14 protein-coding genes and 1 tRNA gene are annotated in these 20,386 nt (G+C 33.9%); 6 read left to right on the forward strand and 9 right to left on the reverse strand.

Annotated features, from left to right (window positions below):
* The first annotated feature begins 125 nt into the window (after window positions 1–125).
* The 4 genes from OOL05_RS05810 to OOL05_RS05825 all read left to right on the forward strand — a co-directional run bounded on the left by OOL05_RS05810 (window position 126) and on the right by OOL05_RS05825 (window position 7,256).
* Window positions 126–1,499, forward strand: coding sequence for a DUF350 domain-containing protein (locus tag OOL05_RS05810; protein ID WP_264730171.1), 1,374 nt, complete (start codon window positions 126–128; stop codon window positions 1,497–1,499).
* A 104-nt stretch (window positions 1,500–1,603) separates the two neighbouring features.
* Window positions 1,604–1,969, forward strand: coding sequence for a hypothetical protein (locus OOL05_RS05815; protein ID WP_010402638.1), 366 nt, complete (start codon window positions 1,604–1,606; stop codon window positions 1,967–1,969).
* 54 nt (window positions 1,970–2,023) lie between these two features.
* Window positions 2,024–4,378: a VirB4 family type IV secretion/conjugal transfer ATPase gene (locus OOL05_RS05820; protein WP_264375800.1), complete on the forward strand. Its 2,355-nt coding sequence runs from the start codon at window positions 2,024–2,026 to the stop codon at window positions 4,376–4,378.
* Window positions 4,359–7,256 (forward strand): hypothetical protein, encoded by a 2,898-nt coding sequence (locus OOL05_RS05825; RefSeq protein ID WP_264730173.1) that lies wholly within the window; start codon window positions 4,359–4,361, stop codon window positions 7,254–7,256. Before OOL05_RS05820 ends, OOL05_RS05825 begins: the two co-directional genes overlap by 20 nt.
* Before the next feature lie 254 nt (window positions 7,257–7,510).
* On the opposite strand, the gene OOL05_RS05830 is transcribed toward OOL05_RS05825, so the two are convergent.
* The 8 genes from OOL05_RS05830 to OOL05_RS05865 form a co-directional block, all read right to left on the reverse strand.
* Window positions 7,511–8,539 (reverse strand): ankyrin repeat domain-containing protein, encoded by a 1,029-nt coding sequence (locus OOL05_RS05830; RefSeq protein ID WP_264375802.1) that lies wholly within the window; start codon window positions 8,537–8,539, stop codon window positions 7,511–7,513.
* A 90-nt stretch (window positions 8,540–8,629) separates the two neighbouring features.
* A complete protein-coding gene (locus tag OOL05_RS05835) occupies window positions 8,630–9,409 on the reverse strand; it encodes an SDR family oxidoreductase (protein WP_007302062.1) in 780 nt (259 codons plus the stop codon).
* 5 nt (window positions 9,410–9,414) lie between these two features.
* Complete coding sequence (locus OOL05_RS05840) at window positions 9,415–10,059, reverse strand: alpha/beta hydrolase (protein WP_149168658.1); 645 nt, start codon at window positions 10,057–10,059, stop codon at window positions 9,415–9,417.
* 97 nt (window positions 10,060–10,156) lie between these two features.
* Window positions 10,157–10,522, reverse strand: a complete 366-nt coding sequence (locus OOL05_RS05845; protein ID WP_264730177.1) for a hypothetical protein — start codon at window positions 10,520–10,522, stop codon at window positions 10,157–10,159.
* 94 nt (window positions 10,523–10,616) lie between these two features.
* Complete coding sequence (locus OOL05_RS05850; protein WP_264730179.1) at window positions 10,617–12,413, reverse strand: aminopeptidase P family protein; 1,797 nt, start codon at window positions 12,411–12,413, stop codon at window positions 10,617–10,619.
* A gap of 1 nt (window position 12,414) precedes the next feature.
* Window positions 12,415–14,463, reverse strand: coding sequence for a tRNA uridine-5-carboxymethylaminomethyl(34) synthesis enzyme MnmG (mnmG, locus tag OOL05_RS05855; protein ID WP_264730181.1), 2,049 nt, complete (start codon window positions 14,461–14,463; stop codon window positions 12,415–12,417).
* 89 nt (window positions 14,464–14,552) lie between these two features.
* Window positions 14,553–15,113, reverse strand: a complete 561-nt coding sequence (locus OOL05_RS05860; RefSeq protein ID WP_264375806.1) for a hypothetical protein — start codon at window positions 15,111–15,113, stop codon at window positions 14,553–14,555.
* A 147-nt stretch (window positions 15,114–15,260) separates the two neighbouring features.
* Window positions 15,261–15,336 (reverse strand) — tRNA-His (locus tag OOL05_RS05865).
* Window positions 15,337–15,480: 144 nt separating this feature from the next.
* On the opposite strand from OOL05_RS05865, the gene murJ reads away from it, so the two are divergent.
* A complete protein-coding gene (gene murJ / locus OOL05_RS05870; protein WP_264730182.1) occupies window positions 15,481–16,977 on the forward strand; it encodes a murein biosynthesis integral membrane protein MurJ in 1,497 nt (498 codons plus the stop codon).
* Between the two features lie 375 nt (window positions 16,978–17,352).
* Window positions 17,353–19,833, forward strand: coding sequence for an AsmA-like C-terminal region-containing protein (locus OOL05_RS05875; RefSeq protein ID WP_264730185.1), 2,481 nt, complete (start codon window positions 17,353–17,355; stop codon window positions 19,831–19,833).
* Window positions 19,834–19,902: 69 nt separating this feature from the next.
* Here the strand turns inward: OOL05_RS05875 and OOL05_RS05880 are convergent, their stop codons facing one another.
* Window positions 19,903–20,352 (reverse strand): ankyrin repeat domain-containing protein, encoded by a 450-nt coding sequence (locus OOL05_RS05880; RefSeq protein WP_064085664.1) that lies wholly within the window; start codon window positions 20,350–20,352, stop codon window positions 19,903–19,905.
* Window positions 20,353–20,386 lie beyond the last annotated feature (34 nt).

Genomic DNA, 20,386 nt, shown 5'->3' on the forward strand with positions numbered 1-20,386 from the left:
AATCAGCAAAGCAAATAGTTAGCAAATTGCTATAATTATCCGTAATAAGGCATAACCGCTTAGTTTTAATGTAAAATTAACGCTAAAGAGGTATCTATACATTTTGTTATGTATGGAGAGATGTTATGCTAAGTACTTCAAAAAAAACTCAGAGTAATGAAGTAGATATTAACCAAAAATTGTACGACACTATATACAAGAAGGTAACAAAAAAAACACATAGCAATCAAAGTCCAAAAAAAGATGGAGATGGAACTATCAAAAAATGCATAGAGTTGTTCAACAATGGAGCTGATCCCAATGTATTAATTCAATTAGAAAAATTACTGAGAGAGCAAGAAAAATATTATAATTATTACACTGAGAAATTTCTTCCAGCATTGAAAAAAAAAGTGATAGAGTCAGGGGAATTAATGAAACCTTCAGTACTTAACAATGAAGAAAAATCATCACAAAGATCACCAACAATAAAAGGGAAAACATTAAAAATAATTTCAGAGATTACTAAAAAGAGCAACAATAAAGATCATTCTAGTAGCACTATTCAAAATCAGAAAAGTCTTAGAAGTAATCAAGCAAATAGACAAAATAATACTATGGAACTATTTAACAAACAAATTCTTTCTGGTGAAGTTGAAATTCCCAAAAATTCAGGTATTAATCCTCTGGAAAAGGATTCTTTAGCTAAGGGTGTAAGTGGAAAAGGAATCTCTGGAACATATAATTCCTTGAGAAGTTTAGATAGTTATGATGCTTCAACAATTCTTACATCAAAACAACCGCAAGCAAGAAAGAAGATCACACAATCACAATTGAATAGTCAATCTGATCTTTCGATTGATAGTAAAGATTTAAAAAATGAAAAGCCTAATATAACTGTGAATGCTGTAGAAGTGCCAAGTGGTGCAAATACTTCTAAACTCAGTAGTAGTAGTGATTTAGATAGTCGAATAAATTCATCTAGCTTGGCATCAAGTAGCAGAAGGAACAGCTTAACTTCAGTAACAAGCATTTCATCTGAGGAAAGTGTACACTTAAAATTAAACCCTGCTGAGGAAGATAATAGTTTGCAACTAGAAGATGAAGAAAAAACAAAATTAGCACATCCGAACAAAACAAGGCCCAAAGGCCCAAGCGGAAGAAGATCCCCTTCTAAACATTATAAGAAGACTGAAGAAGGTCCTCATTGTGTGATCTCAGTGACAGGCAGTAAGGTAAAAGATACAATGCAATCCAATAATTATGAAAATAATAGTAAAATTAAACAACTCAATAACAAAAACCTTCACGTCGCACTTGTAACAAGTTCTGCTCTCTTAGCAATAGGGTGCATTTTTGCAGGAGCAATGACATCAGGATTAGTAGGAGCAGGACTGTTTGTGGTGGCTGCAGTGTTTGCTACAGCTGCTGCTGCTGAATTTTGTTCAAATATTCTGTCAAGTAAATTGATATCCATTAGTGTGAGTCCTCTTGTTGATAATAAAGGGCTAACACAGTGATAAAAGTTAAATATGAGTTACTTATGGTGAGCAAGTGAATTCGGTTCTTGCCTATTGATGTAAAAATTGTTACAGTTAAGGAGTATCTTAAAGGTATTTAGCTGATGCGTATTCAATTGGGTAGAGTTTTTGCTATTGTAGCCCTGTTAAGTTTTATCTTCATGTCATGTTCTAGCAAAGCAAGTGATGAATTGAAAAATATACCAGGAACGTTGAAAGAACTTATTTCTTCATTTTCAGTTAAAGATACTATGGAAAATATGAATCCTTCGACAATTATAGGGTTATGTATAGCTACAGTGATACTTGCAGTAGTGTTCAGAGGTCTAATTTTCTTCATGATACTGTTTGGTGTACTGATCATGATGTTTGGGAGTACAGAAAAAGCAACAGATTACTTGAAAGAAAAATTCAACTTTGCAAAAGATATAAAATTACAGCCCGACAGCGAAAAAAAAGATAAAAATTAAGATAGTATTTTTATGTTTTTTAATTATCTTTTTATTGAATACACATAATGTTGTATGCAACCAAAAGTACCGGCCACTAGCTCTAATTCTGAAAAAAAGAACAATTTAGCGTTACTAGAAAGTATTAATTTAGATTTTATCCCTTATGCTTGCCACTACGATGAAGAAACTATACTAACAAAACAGGGGGAATTGTTAAAAATAATCAAGTTAGAAGACTATTCTTCAGTTGATAACTATGGTGATCTTAGAACTGAAATTAGAAAAAGTATATCAAAAAATATCCAGAGTTTATATTTTACAGTTTGGATTCACACTGTCCGTAAGCGCAATAAACTGAGCTTACAGTGGAATAAAACTGCAGACTTTTCCGATCAGCTACACTCAACGTGGTTTAATAAACTAGTTGATAGTAAACTACAGTATATAAATGAGTTATACATTGTGGTGTTACTTAGTGATTTTGGCAAACATATTAATAATGCATTTTTTTTTGGCAGGATAAAGAATAGGCACAAGTTATTTTTACAAAAAAATCATCAAGAATTACAAAAAATAACTGACCTGATTCAAAAAGATTTAGAACCTTTTGGAGCTAAAAAACTGGGCCTTAGGTCTAGTGAAGGCAAAATATATTCTCAAATGATGGAATTTCTCCATTACATTATTACATTAACGCACAAAGATTATCCAATATGTGAAAGGGATCTATCGCAGCATGTTAAAAATTTAAAAGTAGCTTTTGGTTTCAATAAATTTCAAACATCGTTTGAAGGTCAACAGAAGTTTGGTTCTATTTTTTGCATAAAGGAATATCGAGAAATCCCCTTAGAAAATATAGATAGGTGTTTGCAACTTGACTCTGAGCTTATCATCACAGAAATAATAATATTTACTAGTAATAATAAAGCAGTAAAAGAATTTAAAAAACAAATTAATATACTGCAAATCAGTGAGGACAATACCTTACTTCAAAACTCAGGAATAAATGAAATAATAGAGCTTGAAAAAATTTCTGCTATGGATTTTTGTCAACAGAAAATTATTGTTACAATCTTTGCAGATGATAAGAATAGGTTAGCTAAAAATATCAGCGATTTATCCTCTGTAATGTCGTTAATCGGGTTGATGATGTTTAGAACTGATCTGCACATGGAAAATCATTTTTGGGCACAGCTTCCTGGAAACTTTGCTTTTGTTACACAACCAAAAAATATATTAGAAAAATATGCTTGCAGCTTTGCTATGTTGCATGATTTTACATCAGGTACGTTAAAAGGAGGAAGATGGAAAGAAGCAGTAACAGTTTTTTTTTCAAAAAAAGGCAGTCCTTACTTTTTTAACTTTCATGGAAAGAAAAATAATGGTCATACCACAATACTTGGAGCTCCAAATTCAGGTAGAACCTCACTGATCAATTTCTTACTTTCGGAATCAAGAAAATTTAACCCTAGGATTGTTATATTGGATAATACTGGAAAATCAATAATATTTACTAAAGCAGTAAGCGGCCAATATTACATAATTGATCCAAAATATAAAGATAAAAGTCTAAAATTTAACCCACTGAACATTGAAGATAGTGCTTCTAATCGCAATATGCTTGTTGAATTGATCAAAAGGATGGTTGCAGATGCAAGTTTGGTAGACGTAGAAGAAAAGACAAAAAAAATTGTAGATTCTATATTTGCTATACCAAGAGAATCGCGATCTATTTCTCAAATTTCTGAAGTGCTTTTACTTCTTGGAGGCAAAATAAGTAAATGGTGTGGTGAAGGTGAATTTGCTTACTTATTCCAAGATGGTGATGAGTCAGATATTGACTGGGGAACAAAAACTATATCCCTCAATACTGCAAATCTCACTAAGCAAAAAGAATGTATGTCCGTGATACTTTACTATTTCTTATACTCTTTCGAAGCAAAATGTGATGGCTCACCTGCAATACTTGTTTTGGATGAAGCATGGGAGATAAGTAATATTTTTCCTACAGAGGGAGAGTTTGACGACTGGATGCAAAGAATGACAAAGTTAAATGTTGTAGTAATTCTAAGTACTGAAAACTTAAACCTAGCATTTGCTAGCAAGTTTACTCAATATTTAGATAAGCATGTCGATACGAGAATCCTGATGCCGAACATAAATGCAAACAGGTTATACATGAAAGCATTTTCTCTGTCGAAAGAGGAACTGAATGTCATTTTGCAAACACCAACACAGGAAGGTTTATTTTTGATAAAGCAATACAAAGGTTTAGTAACTTTAAATCTAGATTTGAAGAATATGAAAGAAATACATGTACTTTCAGCTAATAAAGAGACTATAAAGTATATGTATGAAGCAATAAAGGAAAAAGGCGAAAAAGTGAGTAAGTGGTTACCGGCGTTCTATGAAAAATGTAAAGCTTAATTTTTTATTGATATTCTCCTTGATATTTTGTCTTTCTTATCAAGGATATGCTGATTGTCCGCCTCTTGTAGAGAGTAATACTACACTTGAAGCTGGAGGCAAAAAAGCTTTGGAGGGTTTTTTAGCAATTTTTACTTTTGGTACTAAAGGTAGTTTTAAAGTTGATGAAAAGCTATACCAATATATTACAGTAAGACAAGTAAAAGACCAAGGAATTGATGGTTATTTTAATCCAAAGATTAAGGTCTGCGACTACGAAGGGAACGACAACTGTTATATATTATCCAGTGGAACATCTTGCCACAAAATATATGGCACACAAGCCACAGGTGCTGGAGTTTCTGCAGCAGCTTTTATCGATTGGGAAGGAGATAGAATGTTAGCTGATGGAACAATTAAGACAGATAACAGTAAAGAAATCAAAGAAGGAATTGCGAAACGCCTTGAATGGGAATGGGCAGATGGTGTTACTGATGAAGAAAAAGTAAAATTTGCTAATGCCCCTAAAATATGTGCTTGCAGTCAGAAAGGGGCTTGTATGGACACTTTTTTTGGAGGTCTTTCTAGAATCTTTTCAGGGGAAAATATTTTCCGTCCAGGGAATATGGAAAATGTTTGCGATACCTGCTATCAAACCAAAGTACAATGTGTGCCTGTACCACTTGCACCTGGCCCACCTCCATTTTGTGAACAACTTGCGATGTCACCACCACAAGTTAGAATTGTTCCTATAACAAATGAAGAAAATGATTATTTCCATCCAAGAGTTGGAGTCATTATTGGTGAGCTGAAAGAAAGAAGGGAGCTACCTTTTCCGCGCGGTTTTTCAAATAGTGAGAATACTCCAATTTATCCATTTACTATTAAAGATACTATCCATTATCTCAAAACCTATAGAAAAAAAGGTCAGCTCTGCGCTGAATACTATGGTACTGAGGAAGAAGAGTCCGAAAGAAAATTACAATTTCCTGCTCGCTGCTTCCCAGCGCCACCTGCTCCAAAGATTGAAGAAGTGAGCATACCAAAGCCTAATGAGGGTAAAGGCGAAAATACGCTAAAAGTAAAAATGAAGATGAGTGAGAACGTTTGTACTTATGACGCACGTGGAACTCACAGTAATGGCATCTGTACTTTTTATGTTAATAAAAATTCTCCTACATATGTTGGCCATCTACCTTTAAAAGTAGTAAAGCCAGCAATAGTGGCAAAAACAACTGATAGCAGTAACAGTAAAAGCGACATCGATAGCGTAATAGAAGGTATATTAAAAAATAATTCGCAATTTGAAGTTCTAGAAAAATATGGGTATGTTCCCGATATCGAAGCAGAATGTAAAGAGCTTCAGAATGGTAAGTGCAAACTAGATGGCTCAGGATATCCAAAAGTAGAAATAAAATATAAAGAAAATCCTAAAAGTAAAATGCTCTGCCTTTCTGGGTGGCAACCAGAACCGGAGGAATTCGTTCTTGAAAAAGGAAGTGAGCTAATATCACTGAAGTCAATGAGAGCAAGATACAATAAATACAATACTGTTTATTCAAAGGAGTCTGATCAGCTTTATTATTTTCCCTGTAACGAAACAATTGAGGTTTTAGCACAGCCACAAGATGCACTGAATGAAATAATATTTAATAAAAAAGGATATATTTCCATTCCTGCTGAAAATAAGTCTAGAGATAACTGCATGGCAAAAGAGGATAAAGAGGTAGATACAAAACAAAATTGTGACAAATGCAAAATAGTATATGAGTTAACAGATGGAAAGTATGAAGAAAAAAACTGTAATCACGGTGATGATGGTTGCCTCTGCTTTGATGGAGTATGTAGTCGCTCAACACAGTATGTAGATAAGAATGATAAACTATTTTACTTAAGATATGAAGAAGTGGATTGCAAGGATAAGGATGGTAAAACAGTAAAAAACGAGAAAGGTGAAATACAAAAGTGCACACAATTAAAAAATCAACCGATTAAAGCAAATAGAACAGAAGTCTTTTATGCTGATAAATTGTGTAGGTTCGATTTAGAGGGTTTAAAAAAGAGATTACGTGAAATAATAATAGCACAATTGAAACATAAGAAGCAGATTATTGAAAACAGGGATCAAAAACTTTATGAGCTTGGAGATGGCTATACAGATGATCTGTCAATGTATGATTACGTTGAAATAGAAGCATGGGGAGGTGGTGAAGCTGGTCATATAGCTGATAAAGCTCAGTCTACTGTAAGTAGACTAGGAATGCCAGGTGATTACATTAAAGCTAAACTAAAAATCAACCCCAATTATCCCTATATTAAAGTAAAAGTGACAGAAGGAGGTGGTGGACAAGAAGATGATGAATCTAACAAGGATGGGGGACCAACTTTAATAAAAATGTGCAGAGACTCTTCAGAAACAATTTGTAAAGATTTAATTACTGTTGCAGGCGGAGGTACATACAGAACCTATGGGGGAAAGAATTACAAAGATACAATAATTCATGAACAAAGTTTAAAATTAAAAGAAGAAATTAAGAAAGGGGACAAGCTAAACTCTAGTAAAGATAATAAAATAGCATATATAGAAAATGGTGAGATTGGGTATAAAGATGTAACAAAATGTAGTAAAAACTACGTGAATAAAACATATGGTGCTGGTGGTTGTATCAACGAAAGCAGCAAAAGTTATAGCAAGGGCGCTCCTGGTTACGCAAACATAAAACCTATATTTGATGAAATTAATAAAGAAAGAGTAAAAAAAATAGATGATGCTATTGAAAAAATGATACAAAATCCAGATGACATCACAGGTATTGATGATTCCTTAATAAATAAACTTGATAAAAAGATTATTGATACAATTAAAGAAGAAATTAGAAAAGAATTGTTAGGTCTATAGTCAAAGAACCCTGATGGTTGCAAATGGGGTAAAGTTGAATTTACATCACTGAGAGTATCTGTTCAGGTGCATGTCAAACCAGTGTTTCTTTTCTTGTATCTCAGTTCCCATAATGTCATCCCAGTGCGTGACACCCATTTCTTTCTAGTGCTTCCTTCCTTGTCATCACAGCTTCCATAATGTCATTCGAGTAGCTGACACTGGAATCCATGTAAATTTAACTGGACGCCAATGTCACAAACTAGTTTTCTCATCTATCTTATTTTGCTACTCTGCTGAACAGATACGTCAATTTTATCTACTGATGAGCTAGGTTTGTTGTTCTTCACATGTTGTGACAAAAGCTCCTTAACTCCTTTTTTCACAAGAAGTACTGAATTTGTATCCTTTTCAAGCATAAAAACTGTAGAGTTTTCAATTATCTCAGCTATTTGTAAAGGAGTATCTCCTGAATGGTTTTTAATATTAGCATCAGCTCCTTTTGCTAATAGTAATCTTGCTATTTCTTTGCGGCCTGTTATAGCTGCTATATGTAGAGGTGTATTGCCAATCTTATCGCCAATATTGACATTTATTCCTTCTATACTAAGTAATAACTCAACTATTTTCTTATGGCCATTCTTGATAGCTACACTTAAAGGATCTCTATCGACATTACAGCCATTGACCTTAGCACCATTATCAAGAAGCAACTTGACTACTGCTTCATGCCCATTCTGAGCAGCTAGATACAAGGGTGTGACATTATTTTTTTTATCTACTATGTTAACATCAGCATTTTTTGTGCTAATTAATAGTTCAACTATTTCAGTATGTCCGTTCTGAGAGGCTAAGTACAGAGCTGTTATACCAAATTCATTGTCTTTAGCATCAATCTCAATTTCTTGAGTATTAAGTAACACCTTTACAACTTCTACAAGTCCATTTTGAGCAGCAATATGTAAAGGTGTCTTACCATCAGTACAGTCTTTTATATTGGGATCAGCTCCCGCTTTAATTAACTCCTCTACTATAGCTTTGCTTTTAGCTACAACAGCAAAGTGTAAAACTGTACTGCCTTTAGTAGTTCTTGCATGAATATTAGCTTCTTTACTGATTAGTAACTTTACTACGTCTAAATGTCCTGAATAAACAGCAAAATGCAAGGCTGTAAATCCTTTTTTATCCTTGATATTGATATCAGTTTTTACATTAAGTAATAACCTAACTTCATTTATGTTACCATTATAAGCGGCTTGATGTAATAGAATATTTTCAACCGGGAGCGATTGAGTGCTGAACATATTTACCTCTATATAATAGTATGCCTAGTGGTACTACATCAAAACAAGGAACATTCAAGAAAAATTTTTGCATCTGGCAATCTATTTTCTCTATTCTAATATATACAAACTCTTTAAACCCACCTTGTAATCAGGATAAACTAGAGAGACACCAAGGTCTTTTTTAATTTTAGTATTGCTTACTTTTTTTGACCCTAAATAAAAACCCCGTGCGTAATTTGGTACGGAAGAAATCTCAACTGGCTCTGGAGGGCTAATATTGAGAAGCTCGGCTGCATACGTGACCACTTCAGATTGCGTAGCAGGTAAATCATCTGCACAATTGTATATCTCATAAGGCTTTATATTTTGCATGGAAGAAAATAAAATATTCGATATATCTTCAACATGAACACGAGAAAAAATTTTTTTCACATTTCTTGCTTTGCCAAGCTGCAGGTCAATTAGCGCATTTCTACCAGGACCATATATCCCAGCCAAACGAAAAATATGTACAGGCAATTTGCTACTTAGCCACTTCTTTTCAGACTCAAGGCGCTTTTCTCCTCTAATTTCTATAGGCTTTGTTTCAGATTCCTCATTCACCCAATTACCACAGTGGTCACCATAAACATTAGTTGCAGACAGATAACCAAGCCATTTAATATTCTCCAGACAATGACCGTATCTCTCCATAACATCATCGCCGTCTGGAGGAATAGAAACTAAAACATGCGTTACGCTTTTAAGCAGATCTTGATCAACCTTTTCATAATCAAAAAGTTGTATATCTTTATTTCTTGATGTACCGTTAACTTTCCAGCCTAAATTTAGCAATTTTTTCGATAGAAATTTAGCTACATATCCGTAACCAAAGCAAAACAAGTGCATGGAAATTAATTTCCAAAATTCTTCTTGATAAACTCAACCCCTAACCTTATTCCTTCTTCATTAATAATATGGCCTAATCCATGAATTGGGTATCCTTGAGCGTTTACTCCATTTTCTTTCAGAGCTTTAACCGCTAAATCAAGGGAAGAAAAAGGTACCACATCATCAGCGTCACCATGAATAATACATATGTTAGGTTTTGATTTGATCTCCGGTGCAGTTTTTGAAGGCGAAAGAAATCTACCAGAATACGCAACAACTGACGCACAAGACTGAAGCCGGGTAAGAGCCACATGTATTGCAAGCATTGCCCCTTGAGAAAATCCAACTAAAGAAAGCTGAGTATCTTTTAAATTAAGCTCCTTTAATTTTGTATCAATAAAATGATTTACAATTGATGCAGCATTTTTCACCCCATTATATAGTGCTTCTTCACTACGATCCTCTAAACTAAACCACTGATAACCATCACCTATTTCCCTCTCAAACGGAGCATTCGGTACCACAAAACATGAATCGGGTAAAAATTTGCTCATAACTTTAGCAAGGTGAGCGAAATTATCGCCACTTGAACCCCAACCATGAAAAAAAATAATCAAATTTTTCTTATTTCCATTTGGACAAATTTCTTGGCTTTGTAGTTCAATCATCTCTTCATCCCTTTATGTTTATATTTAACTTTATGGTAATACTAAATTTGAGGAACAAGACCTCACTACTGCTATAGCTCTTTGATATGAATAAATACTACTTAGCTTCAACTTTCTCTATCAATTTCTTGACCAAGCCTCTCAATCTTCTGCTGGAATCATCAAGCTCTTGAATTTGTGAAACATCTTTTCTCATGAGCTCTTTGTGATTACTCTTTATGTAATCATACATTTCCTTCATCTGAGCAATCATCTTGTTGATATCCATACCACCCATATCAGGTATCATGCTAGGCATATTTCCTTCTAGCATACCGCCAGCCATAAGTTGCTGAGACATTTGCATGAATGGCTTTAAGGTCTGTTGAAGCAAATTAGGGTCGCTTGCCAATTTTTCTATTTGCTCTTTGCAAGTATCCATGTACTGCTTCATAAATTCATCATCTTGCATTTTATCTGTCATAATTACACCTATTTGAAACTAATATTATATATTGTTTTTAATTAAAAACAATACAAGAACAACTATATTAATACTTGATTAAATGACAAATTAACTATTTTAAAGGTTCACATACTCTCTTTAACCATTCCTTATCTTTTATGCCATTTTCTATATTTTTATAAACAAATTGGTGATAGCTATTTATCCATTTAACTTCATCTTCAGTAAGCATTTGTATATCTATTAGCTTTTTATCATAAGGAACAGAGGTCAATTGTTTAAAGCTTAAAAAGACGTTTTCTCGCCTTTCAATATACATCAGATTCTCAATTCTTATTCCATACTTTCCTGGAATATAATAACCAGGCTCGTTAGAAAGTATCATGCCTGGAATGAGTTCCACTTTATTTCCTCTTGATATTGCTTGCGGTCCTTCGTGTACCGAAAGGTAACTTCCTACTCCATGTCCTGTACCGTGCATGTAATCCATTCCAAATTTCCATAAATGTATACGCGCTAATATGTCCAATTCTCCACCAGTAGTGCCAGAAGGAAAGACCGCACTTGCTATCGCAATGTGAGCTTTTAATACTATTGTGTAGTGAGCTCGTTGCTCATTGGTTGGACTACCAATTGCTATAGTTCTTGTAACATCGGTTGTGCCATCAAGGTACTGACCACCAGAGTCAATTAAATACAGCCCATCTTCTTGAATGACTTTATTTGTCTTATTGCTTGCACGATAATGAATGATTGCTCCATTCTCGTTGAATGCTGAAATTGTTGGAAAACTCGATTGCTTAAACAAATTCTGCTCTTTTCTGTATTCTAAAACTTTTTCTTCAGCTTCAAGCTCAGTAATTTCACTGTCAATATTGTTTTCAAGCCAATATAGAAAATTTATAACTGCTACTCCATCTTTGATGTGCGCACTTATAGCTCCAGTTATTTCAGTTTGATTTTTTACTGCTTTGTGAATCAAACAAGGATCCTCCTTCTCAATTATCTGCTTATTTTCTATTAGACCTCTTTCATTACTTATTGTCATCCCAGTGCTTGACACTGGGATCCATGCTTTTTTATTTCTGGTCAAGCACTGGAATGACACCGAAGCTGATTTTTCATTTAAATAATGGTTATACAAGGGATCTATTGCATTCATAATGCTCATTGGAGTCGTGCTTGGATCTATCACCACCAAATTTAACTTATGTAGTGAATTTTCTAGCTCACTAATATCAAAAACATTTATATGGTTATCAAAATTTGCTTCTATAGTTGAATGTTCTTTATCTTGAATAAATAAATCAACATTGGCATTTTTATATAATATAGCACGACCCAATATACAAGGAGTATATTCAGCACTTTCATTTCTTAAATTTAATAACCACGAAATTGAATTTGGATCAGTCAGAAGCACTGCTTCAGCCTCTATGTTTTTAGCTACTCTTTCACATTTATCCTTACTACTCTCACCAGATACATGTGAGACTATTGTTTGTGCTTTATGACTACTATCTTTTTTAATTAAGTATGGTACTAGTTTACAAATGCCTTCATATTTTCTTATGTCCTTCATAGTAAAATATTGCGGATAGTAACCCAGTGAGGTAGTCAATGTTAAGTTTGCTTTTACCCATTTGTGTGGATCCTCTTCTTGTATATTATATACTCGAAAACTGCCCTGATCGAGCTGACTGCGAGCTTGTGTGATATAGCGTCCATCTGTAAAAAATGGGCACTTATTACTCTTTGTAACGATAAGTAGCCCATTTGTTCCCGTGAAGCCACATAACTCTGCTAACTCTTTTGAATATTCATTTAAATACTCGTCTTTAGTATTCAACATAAATGCATCAACATTTATTTCGTGCATAAAAGAGCGAAATTCTTCGATTTTTGACATGTTACGCAGAATTAGCAGCTATTTTCGTTTTCTTATTCCTAAGGTACACTAATATGCTAACTATCGCTGCTGGAGTGATACCTTGTATTTGCTTCGCAATACCAATTGTTGCTGGCTTTATTGACTGCAACTTTTCTATCACTTCAGTTGACAAGCCTTTAATCTGTGAGTAGTTGAAATTAGTTGGAATTTGAGTATTAACTTCCTCTTGTAGAAACTTCATATCGGCTTCTTGTCTTACTAAATAAGGCTTGTATTTTGCTTCAATTGCAACTGCTTCATATATTTCATTCTTGGCTATGCTATCAGTTATAGTGTTATTCCAGCACATGACGCTGGAATCTACATTTTTTTCAGTGTCAACTGCATCCATTCTATCATCATTCAAGTACTGGATCCCAGTGTCAGCTACTTGGATGACAGGAAGAGGTGCTTTGGTGTTATGCAAGTAGCTGACACTGGAATCCATGTTTAACTCTGGCCATATTTCTCGTAATTTATTCCAGTCAATATTTGGATAACCGAGCAAATTTAATGCTGTTTTTCTTATTCCATCATAAGATATTTTAATGCCATAGGACCTGAGCTGCTCAGGAGTAATTGTTAGGCTCTCTAATTTCTCCTCAAGTTGCTTAATGGATTTAAGTTTATCCTGCAAAACAGAGTATCTCTCATGCGACACAAGAGAGATGTCATAACCTTTTTGTGTCAATCTTCTATCTGCATTATCTGACCTGATTGCCAGTCTATATTCTGCACGCGAGGTGAATAATCTGTAAGGCTCAGCAATTCCCTTAGTGACCAAGTCGTCTATCATTACACCGATATATGAGTCTGTACGATGAAGAACAAAACTTTTTTGAGATAAAGAGAATGCTGCATTGATTCCGGCAATAATTCCCTGCCCGGCTGCTTCTTCATATCCAGTGGTACCATTAATTTGACCAGCAAAATATAGTCCTTTAACTTTCTTAGTTTCGAGAGTATGAAATAGCTCTCGTGGATCGATATAATCGTATTCAACTGCATATCCAGGTCTTAATATTTCTGCATTTTCAAGCCCTTTTATACTCTTTATCATTTCATACTGCACTTCGATGGGCAATGAATTTGAAATTCCATTTGGATATATAGTGTTATCATCAATCCCTTCTGGTTCTAGAAATATTTGGTGATTATTTTTTTCTGCAAATTTTTTAACTTTAGTTTCAATTGATGGGCAGTATCTTGGTGCAATAACGTTATCTAAATATGAAGAAGCTGATCTGTGAAGATTCTCTCGAATTACTTTGTGTGTATGTTCATTAGTATGAGTAATAAAACATGAAACCTGAGGCTGGTTAATTTTCTCTGTAAGATAAGAAAATGGTGTAGGTGGATTGTCACCCACTTGTTCTTGTAATACCGACCAGTTTATAGTGCCACGATCAAGCCTCGGTGGAGTTCCGGTACGTAATCTGCCCAGTTTAAAATCATACTTCTTTAGCGTATTTGCAAGCTCTATTGCAGGTTTATCTCCCATTCTTCCAGAAGGAGTTGTTTGCTCTCCTATATGAATCACACCACGTAAAAAAGTCCCTGTAGTCAAAACAACTCTGCTTGTCAGTATACGTTCACCTGAGTCTGTTATTACAGCTTTTATATAAGATTCTCCATTGCTATCACTTTCGATAAGAAAATCGTCAACTGACTCTTCTTTTACTGTCAAGTTGTTATAATTTAGAATAATTTCCTGTATTGCTTTTTTGTATAATTTTCGGTCTGCCTGTGCACGTGGGCCCCATACCGCTGCGCCTCTGCTGCCATTTAAAACGACCGAGTGTATGCTTGCTCGGTCGATAGCTCTCCCCATTATTCCATCAAGGGCGTCTACTTCTCTAACTACAACACCCTTTGCAACTCCTCCAATTGCTGGATTACAAGACATCTCTCCTATAGTTGAAATTTTGTGAGTTATAAGTAGTGTGTTTGCACCAAGGCGAGCTGCAGCTGTAGCTGCTTCACACCCGGCATGACCGCCACCTACTACCACTACATCGTACTTATGCATCTTCTTGAGTAATTCCTACTCTATAATATTCCAACTATCAGTGATTGATGTCAAATTTTACAGATTACAACATTGCACACTAACTTAGCTCAAACTGCCGTCTCTCTCGCAGAAAAAACTTTTTCAACTTTGGGAAAAATGATACTTTTATTAACTTCTTCTTCCGGAAAGGTAATACATTCATCTACTTCTTCTTCCTGAGATATTTTGACATATGTAGAATCTGTAATCGAAATTGCACTTACTGCAGATTTAATTGCTGTTTCATCTACACAATGCACTATAGCTACAGTTGCAAAAAGCCCTAAAATCGGTGCTATCAGCCCTATCATTCCACTTATTAATGTAAATCCTATTTTTGGATTAGGAAAAATAGCAGCTATGCTTCCAGCAAGTGTAACTCCAATTGCAGCGCTTGTAGATATCATCAAACTCAAAAAATTTGCTACTTTTCCATGATCCTCCTCAATAGGATCTCTTTTGCAAAACTTATATAGCAAACATCCTACGTGAAAAATCGCAATCAATGCTGGAGCTATACAACCAGCAATTCCACCTATGGCTAAAGGTGATGAAGTGTCAAAACTTAACCACCAAGCTAATACTCCTAGTGCTGACACTATACTATAAGCTAACAAACAAATATACATACAATCCCTCTCACTAATTAATAGGCATCATTTTTACTCTAAATCGCAAACTTCCCCTCCGCCATCTAAATACTAAAGCAACAAGGAATGCTAACGGACGTGCAAAAATATCTAATGTTTATATTTATGTAAAGTGGAAATTTTTAGTGGGGCGAGCGACCAGGATTGAACTGGCGACATTCAGTACCACAAACTGACGCTCTACCAACTGAGCTACGCCCGCCAAGGTATAAAATTTCTAACACACAAGCATAAATAGTCAATTAATTATTTAAGCTACCTACTTTTGCATAGAGTTTTAAGTTTAGCGAATAAACATTTTCATTTATGCTTTTAGCATTATAGTTAATCGTATTGAAATCGTGATATGTTTAAAAGTATTTTCACATTTAGTTTTTTTACAGCTATTTCAAGAATTTTAGGGCTAATAAGAGATGTATTGATTGCTACGGTTATTGGTGCAACTTCTCTTGCAGATATATTCTTTTCCTCGTTTCGCTTTGCTAATTTATTTCGATCGTTTTTTGCAGAGGGAGCATTTACTACCTCATTCATACCATTATACTCTGCAGAGTCATATGATAATAAAAAGGCATTTAATTTCGCAAGTAGTGTAATATCCATTACGTTTATTATTCTAGTAATTTTTTGCCTTATCACACAAACCTTCTTCCCTTACATGATCAAAATCTTCACTCCTGGATTTGACCAAAATAAATTTACCTTTACTGTAACTTTGTCGAAAATTATGATGCCCTACATAATCTTCGTGTCAATCGCATCACTTATTGGTGGAATGTTGCAAGTAAAACAGCATTTTGCTTCAACAGCTATTTCACCAATCATTTTGAACCTCTGTTTAATCATCAGTTTGTTTTTACCTTACATTGAAACACCGGCTCATAACCTTTCTATAGCCGTCCTGATTGGAGGGATTTTGCAGCTACTTTTAATAGTATTTAGTGCATACAAATTAAAGGCTTTCTTTTCTTTTAGTTTAGAATTAAGTAACGAAGTAAAATTATTTTTTAAACGTGTGATACCTGCAATTATCAACAATTGTGTAATACAAATAAGTGTATGGATTGACACAATCATGGCGAGTTTTATACCAAATGCAGTTTCTTATATATATTATGCCGATAGACTAAATCAACTACCGCAAGGAGTAATTGGCACTGCAATTGGTACAGTACTTCTTCCTCTGATTTCAAAACGAATAAATGATACTGAGAATATAGTCAAAATACAGAACAAGGCCCTTAATATAGGGTTAATATTAATTATGCCAATAACTGCTGCTTTTATCATTATTCCTGACATAATTTTACTTACGCTTTTTTCTTACGGCCGATTTGATTATTATGCAGTGCAGCAAACTGTTCCTACATTAGTAGCATTTTCTCTTTCTTTACCCGCATTTATTATAAATAAAGTATTGCTACCCACATTCTTTGCTAGGGGAAAGCTAAAAATACCAACTATGTTCTCATTAACGTGCCTTGGAATTAATGTAATACTAAATCTCATATTAATGAACAAATACCAACATATAGGAATTGCTATTGCTACTTCCATTTCCACTTGGATAAATTCTATTTTATTGATTAATTATTTAACAATAAATAAGATGTATAAGATTAGCCAAGCATTATTACTAAATATTGTAAAAATTCTCACTGCAACATTGGTTATGTCAATAGTTCTTTATCTCTCTAATTACTTATCAGCAGGGTTGTTTTTCGATAGAGGGCTAGCTCGTATTGTTTATTTAGTAACTTTAATAGCTTTGAGTGTTATTATTTATTCTAGCACTCTTTACCTAATTTTTAGAGGAAATTTGAATAATTTGAAATATGTATAAATTACACCCTTTGTATTGCTATATGTCATTTCAGCTACTATTCCAATATCCACTCCTTTCATTCCATAACCTATTCCTGTCATCCCAGTGTCAAGCACTGGGATCCAGAAATTTTGTTGATTATATAATCTGGAAAACCTTATTTAAGTCACACTGGATCACAGTGTCACACACACAACTGTATGAGTGTTGTGGTTTGAGAGCAATTTCCACTGGGAACCCAGTGCTCATCAGACCAGCTTCTCATGTAAAAATGCTGTGTTTTAACATAAGAATAGCTACTTTTTTGCTAATTAACTTAATGTCTAATCAAATTTCCTGGATCCCAGACTGGGATGACAAGAAGAGAAGGGATGCTGGAATGAGAGGTCTATTATGAAACTTTCTTTATACGCCATATCATCAATCTTGTTTCTATTAATTCTCATGCACGTTGCTGCAACTTTTAAGGATTGGAGTGGCTACAGAGAATATATCGTAAAAGAGTTAGAGAAGACGTATGATGCTAAAGTACATGTTGGAGGAAAAATTGAAGTTTCGCTCATTACTCCAAAACTTACTATTCACAATATATATGTACAATATAACAAAAACAAGGAACAAAAATTATCAGATTTAATTAGTGCAAAAAAAATTGAAATAAGGCCATCGTTGTTTTCATTTTCATTGCAACCAAAGTCAATCTCATTTTTGGGCATGAAAAGCAACAAAGAAAATTTACTTAATATTATAAATACGAAAGCCAATGATAATATAGTTGATATATTAATAAAGGACAGCCAAATAAGTTTTAACGCCGATACTATTAACATCAAGGAAGTTGCTATAAAAAAAAATAAGCAGTTTTTTGGTGAAGTACAGATTGGTGACAACAATTACGATTTTTCTGGAAAGGTTAATGTCACAAAAAATAATGTACACATTAGTGTTGATTCAAATTTTGCAAATTTGCTATTTAAAGGTAATAGAAATCAACAGGGTAATTTAACACTGACAATCAATAACAGTTCCGGTTCTGTGAGCAATTTAGCAAAAATCATTAATCTTAGCTTCCTTTCTTATGTGATTCCCAGCGAAAATATTGAGATATCATCCAATATCAATCTCAATGAAAGCGAGTTTACGGCAACTGATTTAAAAATTGAGTCCAAAAGCATGCAAGGCACTGGTATAATACAAAATGATAGAAAAAGTGATCATACTAATATCAATATTAGTTTTAGTAAAGTCGACCTAAAAAACGGCTCACACAAAACAACAGATATGAAGGGTCTTTTAGAATCTTTTAGAGAGGTTGTGCCAAAGAACCTGAGCTTGGATTTTAATATGGAAGCTTCAAATATTCAATATCAAAACAGGATATTAGACAAATTTCATGCTACGCTAAAATTTGCTAATGGCGAAATAAACGTTGATACTCTTCTTCAATTTCCTGGAACCAATAATATATCTCGCTTATCAGGAAGAGTTTCAAACAATGGCAACTTGTCTGAATTTAATGGTGATATATTGATAAAGGGTGAGTCGTTCATTTCACATATTTTACCTTCTATCAAGATGCAAGAAAGAGAGAAAAGTCAATTTACAGCAAGTTCTAAACTATATTTAGCACCTAGAATATTATCTCTTTCAGATATCAGATTGCTAAATAACAAAGAATCTTGGCAAGGATCAATTAAGGTAAATCACACAAAAAAACACAATATGATCGATAGCAAATTTAGCATACATAACATTAATATAGATAAATATGATTATTCATTATTCAGCAAAGTGCAATGGCTGAAAAATCTTAAATATGATGTAAATATAAGAACTAGTGTTAAAGATTCTATATTCAATGGCACAAAAATTGAAGATTTGGATTTTTCATTAAAAATACAAGAGAACAAGCTAGTTGCAGATAAAATAAAGTTATTCGGAGAAGATTTCGACATTACCGGTAGTGTAAAAATATTAGTGGATCAAAAATACACTAAGCCTTTATTAGACGTAAACCTTACAGGTAATAAATTTAATGGAAATATCTTTAAATTACCAAAACTATTAGAGGTAAAAAGAAACTCAAGAAATGAAATAAATCAAATTCAATGGTCAACAAAGCAGCTTAATTTTTTAGATGAGAAAGGAGATTTTGATGCAAACGTGGAAATCAAAACTACAGAATTTAAAATTGGGCAAAACGTCTTAAAAGATTTTAACTTGGATACAGTGATAAGAAACAACACTATCACTATCAAACAGATAAGTTACATACTAGAACATGGACAAATGTTTTTTCAGGGTTATCTAAAAGCAGGCTCAATTCACACAAAATTTTCTATTGCAAATTTGGACACCAAGGAAGTTATAGGAGTTAATAACATAAATGGCAAGATAAGCTTAAGTGGTGAAATCAAAACTCAAGGAACAAGCTTTGATGATTGGGCTAGTAACTTATCAGGAAATGTAAACTTTCAAGCACAGAAAATAGAGTTTACAAATGTGGATTTTAATTCATTCATCACTAAGTTGTTAAGCAGTAAGAATAAACCTGAAATTTCCAAGCTTGCTTACGTTGATATATATAATGGCAGTACGCTTTTTGAAAATATTAATGGAAAAGTAAGTATTAACAGTGGTGTATGTTCAACTAGTTCACAGTTTAGTACCGATCAAGCATCAGGTTCTATCTCTTCTAATTTAATCTTATCTAATTTCTCCTTAACTTCTATATTCAGACTCTTTTTCATACTACCAAATCATAATAGTCCTCTTTATATCGAGGCACACTTAGATGGCCCTATTTGGTGCCCTAAGATGAGTTTTGATGTAGACCAAATTTACAACACCTTAGTTAGCAAGAAAAATAGTTAACTCATTTAGATGTAGGATTTAAGGGACCATCTATCTTTAAGTTAGACCTTAGTAAAAGATGTTCTACTCTCACCAATGATAAGACTGATTGATTGTTTGTACATTCTCAATGCTTGCGTCGCTGCAGCTTGTGCTTGGACTCTCTGTCTCTCCAAGCAATAACTGTGTTATCTCCGTGTAGCCTTCACAAACAGACAAATGCAAAGGAGTAAAACCAGAATTGTCCACTGCATTAACATTTGCTCCGTTTTTAAGCAATAATTTCATTTCCTCTAAGCGGTTTCCGCAAGCAGCATAATGTAAGGGAGTAGCGTCATTATGATCTACTGCATTAACACTCGCTCCGTTTTTAAGCAATAATTTCATTTCCTCTAAGCGGTTTCCGCAAGCAGCATAATGTAAGGGAGTAGCACCCTTATGATCTGCTGCATTAACATTCGCTTTGCATGTCGATAACAATTCTATATGAGGAAGAGTAAATCGAGAATTACTTACTGAATTTCCTTGTTCTTGATACATAAAATACCCCCAGTTTATTACAGCTTAGTATAAA

The sequence above is a fragment of the Wolbachia endosymbiont (group B) of Episyrphus balteatus genome (assembly GCF_947250575.1).
GTDB lineage: Bacteria > Pseudomonadota > Alphaproteobacteria > Rickettsiales > Anaplasmataceae > Wolbachia.